The organism is Pseudoalteromonas sp. CNC9-20, assembly GCF_022347875.1.
GTDB lineage: Bacteria > Pseudomonadota > Gammaproteobacteria > Enterobacterales > Alteromonadaceae > Pseudoalteromonas > Pseudoalteromonas ruthenica.
The window spans coordinates 305,013-317,345 of record NZ_JAKRFS010000004.1; the positions used below are offsets into that span (position 1 = coordinate 305,013).

Sequence of the window (12,333 nt, forward strand, 5' to 3'; positions counted from 1 at the left end):
TCAGTAAAATAGTGAGGTGCGTCATGTCACAAAAAACCAAACCAAGCCGTCGTCAAAGCCGTGAAGCGGCGTCTGAATACATCCACAACCTTACGGGGCAGCCTTTCCCCAACTCCAAAAAAGTCTATGTTGAGGGCTCGCAGCCCGGAGTGCGAGTAGGTATGCGGGAAATCGCATTAAGTGATACCTTTGTTGGCGGCAGTGAAGAAGATCCCATCTACGAAAAAAACGACCCTATTCGTGTTTATGACACCTCAGGGCCATACACCGATCCAGATTTTGAGCTCAATGTGCGCAAAGGCCTGCCTAAATTCCGCCAGGCTTGGATTGCAGAGCGTGATGACACCGAGCTATTAGATCATAAAAGCTCGCAGTTTGCTCAGCAGCGTATGGCTGACGAAGGGCTTGACCATATTCGCTTTGAGCATCTACCGCAGGTGCGCCGCGCCAAGGCGGGTAAAAATGTCACGCAAATGCATTACGCTCGCCAAGGGATCGTTACCCCAGAAATGGAGTACATTGCCATTCGCGAGAATATGGGCCGTGCAGAGGTGCGCAAGGAGTTATTAGCTCAGCAGCACCCTGGGCAATCTTTTGGTGCCAGTATCCCCGAATTTATTACCCCTGAGTTTGTCCGAGATGAGGTTGCACGAGGGCGAGCAGTGATCCCTAATAATATCAATCATCCCGAATCTGAGCCGATGATCATCGGGCGTAACTTCTTGGTGAAAGTTAATGCTAACATCGGTAACTCGTCGGTTAGCTCATCCATCGAAGAAGAAGTAGAAAAAACCGTGTGGTCCACCCGCTGGGGGGCCGACACCATTATGGATTTATCAACCGGGCGCTATATTCACGAAACCAGAGAATGGGTGATCCGTAATTCGCCGGTGCCTGTGGGCACAGTGCCGATTTATCAGGCGCTTGAGAAAGTAAATGGCGTGGCCGAAGATCTTACCTGGGAAATCTTCCGTGATACGCTGATTGAACAAGCCGAGCAAGGCATCGATTATTTTACCATCCATGCTGGGGTGCTATTACGTTATGTGCCTATGACCGCAAAGCGGGTCACAGGTATTGTCTCCCGAGGGGGGTCTATTATGGCGAAATGGTGCTTAGCGCATCACCAAGAGAATTTCCTGTACACCCACTTTGAAGACATTTGCGAAATTTTAAAGCAGTACGATATTTGTTTCTCGTTGGGCGATGGGCTGCGTCCAGGGTCGATTGCCGATGCCAATGACGAAGCACAATTCAGTGAACTACGCACCTTAGGCGAGCTTACCAAAATAGCATGGCAGCATGATGTGCAAGTGTTTATCGAAGGGCCGGGTCACGTGCCGATGCATTTAATCAAAGACAATATGGACGAGCAGTTAGCCCATTGCGGCGAGGCGCCGTTTTATACTTTAGGCCCGTTAACCACCGATATTGCCCCAGGCTACGACCACTTCACTTCAGGCATTGGCGCGGCGCAAATCGCTTGGTATGGCTGCGCGATGTTGTGTTATGTCACGCCGAAAGAGCATTTGGGGCTGCCTAACAAAGAAGATGTTAAAGAAGGCTTAATCACCTATAAGATAGCCGCCCACGCAGCCGATTTGGCCAAAGGGCACCCAGGGGCGCAGGAGCGTGACAACGCCTTATCGAAAGCGCGTTTCGAGTTTCGTTGGCTCGATCAATTCAACTTGGGTCTCGACCCGGACCGGGCGCGCGAGTATCACGATGAAACCTTGCCGCAAGAGTCAGGAAAAGTCGCGCATTTTTGCTCGATGTGTGGGCCCAAATTCTGCTCTATGAAAATCACTCAGGAAGTACGTGATTACGCCAAAGATCTGGAGTCTAGAGGCATCGACCCCAATAATCTTGGCGAGGAAATCAGTATTCGCATGGTTGATGTTGAGTCGCAAATGCAGGCGAAATCAGAAGAGTTTAAAGCCTCAGGCAGCGAGCTCTACCATAAGGTATATTAATGGCCCAAAAAATAGCCATTGTTGGCTTTGGTGTGTGCGGCCGGGTGGCCGCACTGCTGCTTGCCAAGCACTATGATATTGAAGTGTTTGAACGCGGTGATGAGCACGGCCACAGTAGTGCTGGGCACGTGGCGGCTGCGATGCTTGCGCCAATGGCCGAATCGGTACTGTGTGAACAAGACCTCGCTGAGGATGGCCTTGCTGCTTTGGCATTATGGCCAAAACTCTTGGCCTTGCTCGATGAACCGGTTCAGTTTCAGCAAGCTGGCAGCATTATTGTTGCCTACCCCCAGGATCAGGGCGCCATGGCGCATTTCCGCAAACAGTTAAAGCCATTGGCGGGCTTTGCTGGGCAAGACATTGACGGTGCTCAGTTGCAGACGCTGGAGCCCGAGCTGGCAGGGCGCTTTGGCAAAGGGCTATACCTGCCATGCGAGGGACAGCTCGATAATCAAGGCTTTTATCAGCACAGCTACCTCAGCCTAAAACGTCGTGGCGTGCGCTTTACCTTTAACGCCGATGTGGACGTTGACGCGCTCGCAGCACAAGACTATCAAGCCGTCATCGATTGTCGCGGCATCGGGGCGAAAACTGCGCACACCCCGTTGCGGGGCGTGCGTGGCGAGGTCGCTAGAGTGCATGCACCGGAAGTACGCTTGAGCCGGCCGGTGCGGCTCATGCATCCGCGTTATCCGATTTATATCGCTCCTAAGCCAGAGTATCGCTATGTCATTGGCGCCACCGAAATTGAATCACAAGATACCCGAGCTATCACGGTGCGCTCTACCTTAGAGCTGTTATCCGCAGCTTACAGTGTCCATAGTGGCTTTGCTGAAGCCACCGTTGAGTCCTTGCGTGCTGGGCTGCGCCCTGCCTATAACGATAACCGTCCACATATTGAGCAAAGGGGCAAGGTGATTAGCATTAATGGCTTATATCGCCATGGCTATATGCTCGCGCCCATTGTCGTTAAGCGGGCATTGGCGCAGTTTAATACCGCCGTATAAAACCAAGGTGAAGATATGCAGATTTATATAAACGAAACGCCTGTTACCGTGCCAGAGCAGGCTGCATTGAGTGAGGCAATCACTGCGTTTGCGGCTAAACCGCCGTTCGCCGCCGCTGTTAATGGCCACTTTGTCGCGCAGCAAGACTATGCCCACACCGCCCTGAAAGAAGGCGATAAAGTGGATATCCTTGCACCCATTCAAGGAGGTTAGATGAGCGACGCTTTTACTATCTATGGTCAGTCTTTCAGCAGTCGGCTGCTGATTGGCTCAGCCTTATACCCATCGCCGCAATGCATGCATCAAGCGATTGCCGCCAGTGGCAGTGAAATCGTCACGGTGTCTCTGCGTCGGCAGAACTCTCACGCTGGAGGAGATGACTTTTGGCAGCTGATCAAAGATACCGGGTTAACGGTGCTGCCCAACACCGCAGGTTGCCACAGTGTGCAAGAGGTGATGACCTTGGCGCAAATGTGTCGTGAGGTTTTCGCCACCGACTGGATAAAGCTCGAACTCATTGGTGATGACTACAACTTGCAGCCAGACCCTATCGCCCTAGTTACTGCTGCTGAGCAATTATTGGCACAGGGTTTTAAGGTGCTTCCTTATTGTACCGATGATCTGGTAGTGTGCCAGCGTTTAGTGAGCGCTGGCTGTGAGGTTATTATGCCTTGGGCTGCGCCCATCGGTACTGGCAAAGGCATATTAAACCCCTATGCATTGCATACTATTCGCGAGCGCTTACCCGATGTTACGCTGATTGTCGATGCCGGGTTAGGGTTGCCTTCTCACGCCTGCCAAGCCATGGAAATGGGCGTGGATGCCGTGCTACTAAACTCGGCCATAGCAGGAGCCAACGACCCTGTGGTGATGGCACAAGCCTTTGCCAATGCGACCGTGGCTGGCAGACAAAGTTATTTAGCAGGGCCCATGGTGGAAAAGTCGACCGCCGTGCCGTCAACGCCGACGTTGGGCATGCCCGCATGGCACACAATGAGTGAGGATATATGAGTGAAGTAGTATGGACTATTGCCGGCTCTGATAGCGGCGGTGGCGCAGGCATTCAAGCCGACTTAAAAGCGATGCACAGCTTTTGTGTGCATGGATGTAGCGCCATTACCGCACTGACAGCACAAAATAGCCTGGGCGTGGAGGCACTAAATCCAGTGACACAGGCGGTACTGGAGTCACAATTGCAAGCCTTAGCCAATGACCTTCGTCCCCAAGCAATCAAGATAGGGATGCTCGCTAATGTGCAGCAAATCCAACTGGTAGCCGAACATTTACGTTACTATCGCGACAACTGGCCATGCCCTCCTTATGTGGTTTATGACCCGGTGGCCATTGCCACAAGTGGTGATAGTCTGATTGAGGAAGACGCTCAAGACGATATTGCCGATGCCATTAAAACCCATTTATTGCCCTTGGTTGATGTAATCACTCCCAACGTCCACGAAACACAAATGCTCACCGGCATATACCTTATTGGCCCCGATGCGTTGCGTGAAGCGGCGAAACGATTGCAGCAGTGGGGGGCAAAAAGTGTGGTAATTAAAGGCGGACATTGGGACTACCCACAAGGGTATTGTGTTGATTATTGCCGTGAAGGGGAACAAGAATATTGGCTTGGCAACGCCACCATCACCACTCCCCATAGCCATGGCACGGGGTGTACGTTGTCATCCGTTATTGCTAGTTGCTTGGCTAAGGGGTATCCGCTTAAAGATGCCTTTATTCTTGGCAAAGCCTATATCAATGCCGGGTTGAAAAACGCACAGCGCTACGGTGAAGGCATAGGCCCGGTAGCGCAAACGCGTTGGCCTAGTGAACTTGCTGATTTTCCGCAAGTGATCGAGCCCGGAAGTTGGCTTGGCGATGAGCTTGATTTTCCATGTGCTGCCGATTTTAACTATGCCGCCGGATTCGCGCCTTGCCCACAGCAACTTGGGCTCTACGCCGTGGTCGACAGTGTTGATTGGTTGCAGCTGTGCTTGGAGCACGGCGTCAAAACCGTGCAACTGCGCATGAAAGACTGCCATGGCGAGCAGTTAGAAGAAGCTATCAAGCAGTCCATTGCCTTGGGGCGTGCCCACGATGCTCAGGTGTTTATCAATGATCACTGGCAGTTAGCGTTAAAGCATGGCGCTTACGGTGTGCATCTGGGGCAACAGGATTTACACAATGCCAACCTGCGCGCTATTCAAGACGCTGGCCTGCGCTTAGGGCTCTCTACTCATGGCTTTTATGAAATGCTACTGGCGCACAATTACCGGCCCAGCTATATCGCCTTGGGCGCGATTTACCCAACCACCACTAAGGATATGACCGGGCAAATTCAGGGCCTGCAGAAGCTGCGTCACTTTGTACCATTGATGCAAGCTCATTACCCCACGGTGGCCATTGGTGGCATAGATTTGACGCGTATCGCTGAGGTGGTCAATACCGGTGTCGGCAGTGTCGCCGTGGTTCGGGCGATAACCGAAGCAGCGCATCCTACACAGGCGATTGCGCAGTTACAGCAAGCAATCAAGGACGGGCGCAGTGAACAGTGACGCGCTCAGTAACAAAGAACGTATCCGTTACGCTCGGCAGTTATTGCTTGATGATGTTGGCGAGGCGGGGCAGTTGCGCCTAAAGCAAGCCACCGTGCTGGTGGTCGGTTGCGGCGGCTTAGGCAGCCCCGCGCTGCTTTACCTTGCCGCCAGCGGCGTGGGTAAAGTGCGGTTTATGGACGATGATGAGGTCGAGCTATCTAACCTCCAGCGGCAAATTTTGTTCAAGCTTAATCATCTCGGGCAAGCTAAAACGAAGGCGGCGAATAAAGTGTTAGCCAGCTTAAATAGCGACATAACTCTAGAGCCACTGTGCCAACGGGCGAGCGCACATACTTTAAGCACGGCGTTGTCGGGGTGTGATTTAGTGCTTGATTGCAGTGATAACTTTGCAACCCGTTATCTGCTCAATAAAACCTGCAAAGAGGCGCAGGTGCCGCTAATTAGCGGCGCTGCGGTGGGACACCAAGGGCACCTTGCGTTGTTCGACTTTGGCGATAGCACCTCTCCCTGTTATGCCTGTCTGTTTCCGCCGCACAGCGATAACCCCACCGCTAATTGCGCCACACTCGGGGTGATTTCGCCCTTGCTGGGCATTGTTGGTGCACAACAGGCCATGCTCGCCATTAACTATTTGCTTAAGGGCAATGGAGCGGCCGTGTTGCACTGTGTTGATGGCGAGACTTTGCGCCATAGGGCAATACAATTGCAGAAAGACCCGCAGTGCCCTTGTTGTGGGCAATAAAAAAGCCAGCGAGGTTGCTGGCTTAACATACTAAAAAGCGGGGATTAACCTGCAAATGCGTCTTGCAGCGGTGGCACTACCTGCTTTTTGCGACTAAGTACGCCGTCTAACCATACCTGAGAGTCAGCCACTTGTTCGCCGTAGGCTCTTTCGATGATGCCTTCGTCAGCAGAAGCGATTAGCATTTGCGAGCCTTCGTTCATGATGTCGGTGAGCAACAACAGCACACTGTGGCGGCTGCCCTCTTCTTTAAGCTTAGCAAGATCAGCATGTAATTCGGCTTTTATGTTGTCAAATACCGCCAGGTCGATAACCTCTAACTGACCAATGCCCACTAGGTTGCCATTCATATTGAAGTCTTTAAAGTCACGCATGACCAAATCACGCACTGGCGTGCCTTCAACGGCTGATTTAACCTTGAACATTTCCATGCCGAGCTCTTTGGCATCGTCAACACCAGCGATCTCTGCAAGAGCCTCAACACACTTGATATCGGCGGTGGTGCAAGTCGGCGACTTGAAAATCACCGTGTCACTTAAAATAGCGCACATCATCAAACCGGCGATATCTTTTGGAATATCGACGCCGTAGAAGTCATACATCATTTTAATGATGGTGTTTGAGCAGCCGACCGGGCGAATCCAACATTCAAGCGGTGTGGATGTGGTTAAATCGCCCAGTTTGTGGTGATCGACCACGCCGACTACAGTCGCCTGGTCAATATCATCAGGGGCTTGAGTTTTCTCGGTGTGGTCAACAATATACACCTCTTCCCCAGCGTAGCTCATTTTCAGTTCTGGCGCTTCGAAGCCAAAACGGTCAAGGATGAACTGGGTTTCCGGTGATACCTCGCCTAAACGCGTAGGGATCGCTTCTTCACCAATTTGATTTTTTAAGTACGCCAGTGCAATTGCACCGCAGATCGAATCAGAATCAGGGATCTTGTGTCCCACTACATACATTGCCATATCGACTCTCCTAAATATTTTGCCGTTATTGTAGCAATAATTTTTAGCTCTGCGGTAGCGGCAAATGGGCTGCTTGGGCACGACTTTTTGGTTACACTGGGAGGATTAATTTCTATAGGGCATAAACCATGGCTGCAATTAAACTTTCGCGCAAAGGGTGGAATAACTTAATTATTTTCGCCATGTTGATTATGATCTTTGTGTTCAATGGGTTACATCATAGGCTTGGTGGCGATGATGAACCTAAAGGGCCGCAACCTTTGTTGCCAGCGCAGAGTTATATTCTTACTTTAGAATATCCCGGCATAAAAATTGAACGTATCGGCACCAGCTGGCGTATGCAACAGGACAGCGATGCGGCGCAACCAAGCGCTGATATTCAAACGCTAGAAGCCAATGTTCGTGCTTGGCAACAACAAAGAGCGCCGTTAGCTGAGCCGCTTGGCGGAGCGCCTCTTTTAGCCGCAACCTTAACGCTTGCAGGAGAGCCAACCCCCTATGTTTATGTGCTCTATAAAGACCAGCAGCACTATCGATTATTTAACAAGCAACAGCAGCGCTGGTATAGCTTAACGACACATCAAGCGCAGCAGCTGTTTATACAATTAGCGAGTAACTAACTTATGCCTGAGCTTCCCGAAGTCGAAGTAAGCCGTTTAGGCATTGCCCCCCACATTGAGGGGCAAACCATTACCCAAGTAAATGTTCATCAACCGCAACTACGTTGGCCGGTGAGCGAACAGGTCTATGCCCTAGCAGGTAACGTCATTACTCAGGTAAGTCGTCGTGCAAAGTATTTGCTGCTGCACTGCGATGAGGGAGCGGTGATTTTACACCTAGGTATGTCCGGGCATTTGCGGGTAGTTGATAGCAACACGGCGTTGAAAAAGCACGACCATATTGAGTTTCAGTTTGCGAACGGCCTGAGTTTGCGCCTAAATGACTCGCGCCGCTTTGGCGCATGTTTGTGGCAGCCACTGGACAGTGTGCACTCGGTATTCCAAAAATTAGGGCCAGAGCCACTGACCGCTGACTTTGATGCGCAGTGGCTGTTTGCGCGCTCTCGTAACAAAAAGCAGCCCATTAAGCAGTTTATTATGGATAACCAGGTGGTGGTTGGGGTCGGTAATATCTATGCCAACGAATCTTTATTCAAAGCCGGGATTCACCCTAAACGCGAAGCTGGGAAAGTCAGCCTTACACGCTACCAAAAGCTCACACCGTTAATAAAGGCGACCCTCGCGGCGGCGATTGAGCAGGGGGGCACGACATTAAAAGATTTCTCCCAAAGCGATGGTAAACCCGGCTACTTTGCGCAGCAATTATTGGTCTATGGCCGTAAAGGGGAGCCTTGTACAAGTTGTGCGACTACGCTGACGGAAATACGTTTAGGCGGGCGCTCAACGGTTTACTGTAAAAAGTGTCAGCGCTGAGGTGGCGGCCAAGGGATGCCCTTGGCCAATTGATTTTGCTATAGCTCGAACGGGGCAACACCGACGCCAGCTATTTTGTAGCCGGTTTTTGCGATTTCACCACTCCAGCTATCAGCCTGCATGACCCCGGTCACCACTATCGCGTCATAGAGGCTATCGATCGGCACACCATTTTTCATGGTCACATGTACAATTTGATTCGGTGGTGGTGGCGGCACATGGATACACGCGCCGAAATAAGGCACTAAGAGAAACTCAGTTATGGACTCGTTGTCGCCCTCCAAAGGCACCACAAAGCCGGGAAGGCTTACGGTTTTGCCATTGTATTTTTGTACCACTGGGGCATCTAAATTTGGCTGCACCCAGTTTTGCTCACTGCCTTCGTGGCTTGATGAACTATTGCGTGTATCGACGGCAACATGACCTTCTGGCACCAGGTCTTCCCAAAAAATCTCCAGGGGCTCATTGGCCATTGCCGAGCCTGTCAACGCGGTGCTCAAAAGCACCAAACTTGCGTAAATAAACTTCATAAATATCCTAGGTTTTAATGCTCATACCATCGTTTAGCGAGTAGAAATAAGCGCGTGCTGCCGGCAGTATACCGACAATCCAGCCAGCGATAATGATACCTGCGACTAAGCTCAGTTCATAGCCTGACAAAGGAGTGATACTCAAGCTAATGCCGGCATGAGCTTGCAGTAAAGACTGACTGGCCCACATGGCCGCGTAAAATAAGCCACACCCCAAGGCGGTACCAATAACGCTGATCAGCACGGCTTCTATACTCATTAAGGAAAAAATATGCCACGGCTTGGCGCCCACAGAACGTAAAATAGCGAGCTCCCGGCGCCGTTGCGACAGGTTTGCCAGCAAGGTGGTAAGCATTCCTAGCAGACTGACACTGACTACCACCAAGGAAAACAACAGCAAGATTTTTTCCACTATGGCAAGCATTTCCCAGAGTTGACTCAGGGTTACGGTGGGCATAATCGCCATTAATGGCTCAGCCTGATATTGGTTGATATTGTGACGTACTTGTAAGCTGTATAGTGGGCTGTCGAAGCCAAGTAAAAAGGCACTAATCTGTTTTGGTGTACCGACTAAATCTTGGTGCGGTACGTGTTTTTGGTCATGTTCGTGGTGTTCGCTTGGGTGAGTTGTATGCTCATCGTGCTCGTGCGAGTCGGGCGCTTGAGCGCTGCCATGCATCAGCTCAATTGCTTTTAACGGCACATGCACCGATTTATCGACTGGGGTGCCGGTCGGCGCCAATATACCAACGATGGTCAGGGGGTTATCATCATGTTGGTGGAAGCTGGTGTTGCCCATGCCATGAGCAACGACAATGTTGTCGCCAAGTTGATAGCCCAATGAGCGAGCAACGTCAGCGCCAAGCACGACATCGTTTACGCCGGCAAAAGCGTGGCCTTGGGCAAAGCGCAAGGGCTGCTTCTTAGCATAGCGAAAGTGCTCAAAATAACTTAAGTCGGTGCCGATTACTGCAAAGCCCTTGTGGGCATCACCGAGCGACAGTGGAATACTCCAAGCAACGCCGCGCTTACTACTAATGGCTTGATAGCTTTGCCAGCTAACGCCATTGTTCATATGGCCAATGCGAAATACTGAAGCTAGCAATAGTTGGATATCGCCGGTACGCGCGCCAACAATCAAGTCGGTGCCCGAGATGGTATTGGCGAAGCTTGATTTGGCATCCACACGCACTCGTTCAATACTTAACAGCATCATAACGCTAATGGCAATGGTTAAGACACTGAGTAACACGCTGGCCTTACGGTTAAATAAGCTTTTGCTGGCGAGTTTTAGCAAAATCATGACGCCACTCCTGCAAGCTGATTAATTTCACTTAGGCTCACCACCTTGGAGAACAGCGGCGCGAGGGACTTTTCATGGCTCACAAACACCACCGTGGCGCCGGTCTTGTCGGTTTGCTGAAACAGCAACTCGATAAACGCCTTGCGGTTGTCCTCATCAAGGGCGGAGGTGGGTTCATCGGCGATGATCACTTCGGGCTCACCGATAACCGCCCGCGCTGCGCCTACGCGTTGCTGCTGACCGATACTCAAGGTATTGACCGCTTGATGATGGTGGCTCGCATCTAAACCGAGCTGAGTAAGCAGGGTGGCTGCCAGTTCGTTCATTGCCATACCGGCGCGTTGCGCTCGTTGGCGGCGAACAGCGGAAAAAGCCAGGGCTAAGGTGACATTGTCGATAGGGCTAAGGTAGGGCAGTAAATTAAAGTTTTGAAAAATATAGCCAAGGTGATCGGCACGAAACTGATCGCGTTTGGCGCTGCTCAGGGCGCTGAGATTGGTATCGGCAATGCGAATGTGCCCGCGTTGCGGAGTTTGGATCCCCGCCAGTAACGACAGTAGCGTTGATTTACCGGTGCCGCTGGGGCCGTGTAAAAAAACATGCTCACCTTTTTTTATGTGCAACGAGTCTATTGCTAGAGTGGGCGTGTGCTTTTCACCATGCCAAGAAAACCATAGCTTTTCTATTTCAATCATTACGTTCAATACCGCTGACTTGCAATTGTTGTTACTGTATCACAGTCATGTTTTAGGGCCAGCGCAATGCGATCAATGGCCCGTTACCAACGCCAATATGCCAATTTTTTACGCATCTTAAACTGGCGCAGCAGGTTAAGGGGCTTGGCCTTTAGCTCAGCGCCGTCACTGATAATTAAATCATTGGTCGCCGCCAATACCCGCTCACTTGAGCAACCATCTTGATAAGGATGCAGTTGCTGGCAGAAAGACTCGATATTAGCCATTAACTCAGGCGGTCGGGTCAGCGCTTGGTCTATTGCCGTTTCAACTTGCGTCGCATCGGTTACATTGAGAAGGTGCGCTGCAGGGGCTTGATTATTAAAAGTAACCACCGGGCGACGCAGCAATAAAAACATTAGCAGAATCGAAGAGGTATCACAGAGCATCACGTCCGCTGCTTGCAACAGGGGAATGACATTGTCGGTTTCAACAAAGCTGAGACTGTCATTTTGCATGGCTTTATATTGCGCCACGATATCGGCACTCATCTTCGGGTGGAACTGCACTAAAATACGGTATTTACCGCTATCGCGGAGCTCTTTTATATGCTCAACCAACACCGGGGCCAGTGACAAGCGCTTGGAAAAGGTTGAACAAATCAACAAAGTCGGGCGCGAGTCAGTGCTTCTATAGGGGTTATTAGGTGTGAGGCTAAACAGTGGGTCGAGCATTGACCAACCCGTTTCACGCACACGAAAAAAGCCATGTTGCTGGGCTAACTGGGTAAAGGGCTCAGTGGTATTTGGGCCTTGAGTACAATACAAATCAAAGCAACCACGAATGGTAAAATGGTCGTTCTTGCCGCGACTATTTAACTTGCCCGCGTCAAAGCCATGAAACACAGCGACCTTCTTACCAGGAAAAAAGGTGGGCATGATATTCGCTGGTGCAAACGCTGCGTGAGGCCGCCACTGACGAATTGCATCAACGGTTAATAACTGAGATTCGTCCGCAGCTAGGAAATCAGGGTTAACTTCATCGCCTTGTAAAAACCACTTTACTTCGCCGCCATGAGCGCGAATAACCTGTTGTAAAGGGCGTAAAATCGCATAGGAGTAATTTTGCGAAATATACATAAGGTATCG

At 51.0% G+C, this 12,333-nt stretch carries 13 protein-coding genes; 8 read left to right on the plus strand and 5 right to left on the minus strand.

The window, feature by feature from the left end:
* The first annotated feature begins 23 nt into the window (after positions 1 to 23).
* The 6 genes from thiC to MHM89_RS11835 are packed head-to-tail and all read left to right on the plus strand — an operon-like array spanning position 24 to position 6,277.
* Complete coding sequence (thiC, locus tag MHM89_RS11810) at positions 24 to 1,973, plus strand: phosphomethylpyrimidine synthase ThiC (protein WP_138547053.1); 1,950 nt, start codon at positions 24 to 26, stop codon at positions 1,971 to 1,973.
* Positions 1,973 to 2,980, plus strand: a complete 1,008-nt coding sequence (locus MHM89_RS11815; RefSeq protein ID WP_239408879.1) for an FAD-dependent oxidoreductase — start codon at positions 1,973 to 1,975, stop codon at positions 2,978 to 2,980. Before thiC ends, MHM89_RS11815 begins: the two co-directional genes overlap by 1 nt.
* Positions 2,981 to 2,995: 15 nt before the next feature.
* Positions 2,996 to 3,193, plus strand: coding sequence for a sulfur carrier protein ThiS (thiS, locus tag MHM89_RS11820; RefSeq protein ID WP_239408880.1), 198 nt, complete (start codon positions 2,996 to 2,998; stop codon positions 3,191 to 3,193).
* The gene (locus MHM89_RS11825; protein ID WP_138547054.1) at positions 3,194 to 3,991 is read left to right on the plus strand and encodes a thiazole synthase; all 798 of its coding nucleotides are present in this window, start codon (positions 3,194 to 3,196) and stop codon (positions 3,989 to 3,991) included.
* Positions 3,988 to 5,532, plus strand: coding sequence for a thiamine phosphate synthase (gene thiE, locus MHM89_RS11830; RefSeq protein ID WP_239408881.1), 1,545 nt, complete (start codon positions 3,988 to 3,990; stop codon positions 5,530 to 5,532). Before MHM89_RS11825 ends, thiE begins: the two co-directional genes overlap by 4 nt.
* Positions 5,522 to 6,277: a HesA/MoeB/ThiF family protein gene (locus MHM89_RS11835; RefSeq protein ID WP_045979249.1), complete on the plus strand. Its 756-nt coding sequence runs from the start codon at positions 5,522 to 5,524 to the stop codon at positions 6,275 to 6,277. Before thiE ends, MHM89_RS11835 begins: the two co-directional genes overlap by 11 nt.
* A gap of 44 nt (positions 6,278 to 6,321) precedes the next feature.
* Here the strand turns inward: MHM89_RS11835 and MHM89_RS11840 are convergent, their stop codons facing one another.
* Positions 6,322 to 7,245 carry a manganese-dependent inorganic pyrophosphatase gene (locus tag MHM89_RS11840; protein ID WP_045979250.1) on the minus strand — a complete coding sequence of 308 codons (924 nt, stop codon included), beginning with the start codon at positions 7,243 to 7,245 and terminating at the stop codon, positions 6,322 to 6,324.
* Positions 7,246 to 7,373: 128 nt separating this feature from the next.
* On the opposite strand from MHM89_RS11840, the gene MHM89_RS11845 reads away from it, so the two are divergent.
* A complete protein-coding gene (locus MHM89_RS11845) occupies positions 7,374 to 7,865 on the plus strand; it encodes a hypothetical protein (protein ID WP_022943342.1) in 492 nt (163 codons plus the stop codon).
* 3 nt (positions 7,866 to 7,868) lie between these two features.
* Positions 7,869 to 8,678: a bifunctional DNA-formamidopyrimidine glycosylase/DNA-(apurinic or apyrimidinic site) lyase gene (gene mutM / locus MHM89_RS11850; RefSeq protein ID WP_239408883.1), complete on the plus strand. Its 810-nt coding sequence runs from the start codon at positions 7,869 to 7,871 to the stop codon at positions 8,676 to 8,678.
* 38 nt (positions 8,679 to 8,716) lie between these two features.
* On the opposite strand, the gene MHM89_RS11855 is transcribed toward mutM, so the two are convergent.
* The 4 genes from MHM89_RS11855 to MHM89_RS11870 all read right to left on the minus strand — a co-directional run bounded on the left by MHM89_RS11855 (position 8,717) and on the right by MHM89_RS11870 (position 12,324).
* Positions 8,717 to 9,208: a DUF3299 domain-containing protein gene (locus MHM89_RS11855; protein ID WP_045979252.1), complete on the minus strand. Its 492-nt coding sequence runs from the start codon at positions 9,206 to 9,208 to the stop codon at positions 8,717 to 8,719.
* A gap of 7 nt (positions 9,209 to 9,215) precedes the next feature.
* Positions 9,216 to 10,511 (minus strand): ABC transporter permease, encoded by a 1,296-nt coding sequence (locus tag MHM89_RS11860; RefSeq protein ID WP_239408884.1) that lies wholly within the window; start codon positions 10,509 to 10,511, stop codon positions 9,216 to 9,218.
* Positions 10,508 to 11,206 carry an ABC transporter ATP-binding protein gene (locus tag MHM89_RS11865; protein WP_239408885.1) on the minus strand — a complete coding sequence of 233 codons (699 nt, stop codon included), beginning with the start codon at positions 11,204 to 11,206 and terminating at the stop codon, positions 10,508 to 10,510. Before MHM89_RS11865 ends, MHM89_RS11860 begins: the two co-directional genes overlap by 4 nt.
* 83 nt (positions 11,207 to 11,289) lie before the next feature.
* Positions 11,290 to 12,324: a CDP-glycerol glycerophosphotransferase family protein gene (locus MHM89_RS11870; protein ID WP_239408886.1), complete on the minus strand. Its 1,035-nt coding sequence runs from the start codon at positions 12,322 to 12,324 to the stop codon at positions 11,290 to 11,292.
* Between the last annotated feature and the right edge of the window lie 9 nt (positions 12,325 to 12,333).

Excerpts from the sequence above, each read along its gene's own strand:
- MHM89_RS11840 (WP_045979250.1), bottom strand. The coding sequence starts at position 7,245 with ATGGCAATGTATGTAGTGGGACACAAGATCCCTGATTCTGATTCGATC.
- MHM89_RS11860 (WP_239408884.1), bottom strand. The coding sequence starts at position 10,511 with ATGATTTTGCTAAAACTCGCCAGCAAAAGCTTATTTAACCGTAAGGCC.
- thiS (WP_239408880.1), top strand. The coding sequence starts at position 2,996 with ATGCAGATTTATATAAACGAAACGCCTGTTACCGTGCCAGAGCAGGCT.
- MHM89_RS11865 (WP_239408885.1), bottom strand. The coding sequence starts at position 11,206 with ATGATTGAAATAGAAAAGCTATGGTTTTCTTGGCATGGTGAAAAGCAC.
- thiC (WP_138547053.1), top strand. The coding sequence starts at position 24 with ATGTCACAAAAAACCAAACCAAGCCGTCGTCAAAGCCGTGAAGCGGCG.
- MHM89_RS11815 (WP_239408879.1), top strand. The coding sequence starts at position 1,973 with ATGGCCCAAAAAATAGCCATTGTTGGCTTTGGTGTGTGCGGCCGGGTG.
- MHM89_RS11825 (WP_138547054.1), top strand. The coding sequence starts at position 3,194 with ATGAGCGACGCTTTTACTATCTATGGTCAGTCTTTCAGCAGTCGGCTG.
- MHM89_RS11855 (WP_045979252.1), bottom strand. The coding sequence starts at position 9,208 with ATGAAGTTTATTTACGCAAGTTTGGTGCTTTTGAGCACCGCGTTGACA.
- MHM89_RS11845 (WP_022943342.1), top strand. The coding sequence starts at position 7,374 with ATGGCTGCAATTAAACTTTCGCGCAAAGGGTGGAATAACTTAATTATT.
- thiE (WP_239408881.1), top strand. The coding sequence starts at position 3,988 with ATGAGTGAAGTAGTATGGACTATTGCCGGCTCTGATAGCGGCGGTGGC.
- mutM (WP_239408883.1), top strand. The coding sequence starts at position 7,869 with ATGCCTGAGCTTCCCGAAGTCGAAGTAAGCCGTTTAGGCATTGCCCCC.
- MHM89_RS11870 (WP_239408886.1), bottom strand. The coding sequence starts at position 12,324 with ATGTATATTTCGCAAAATTACTCCTATGCGATTTTACGCCCTTTACAA.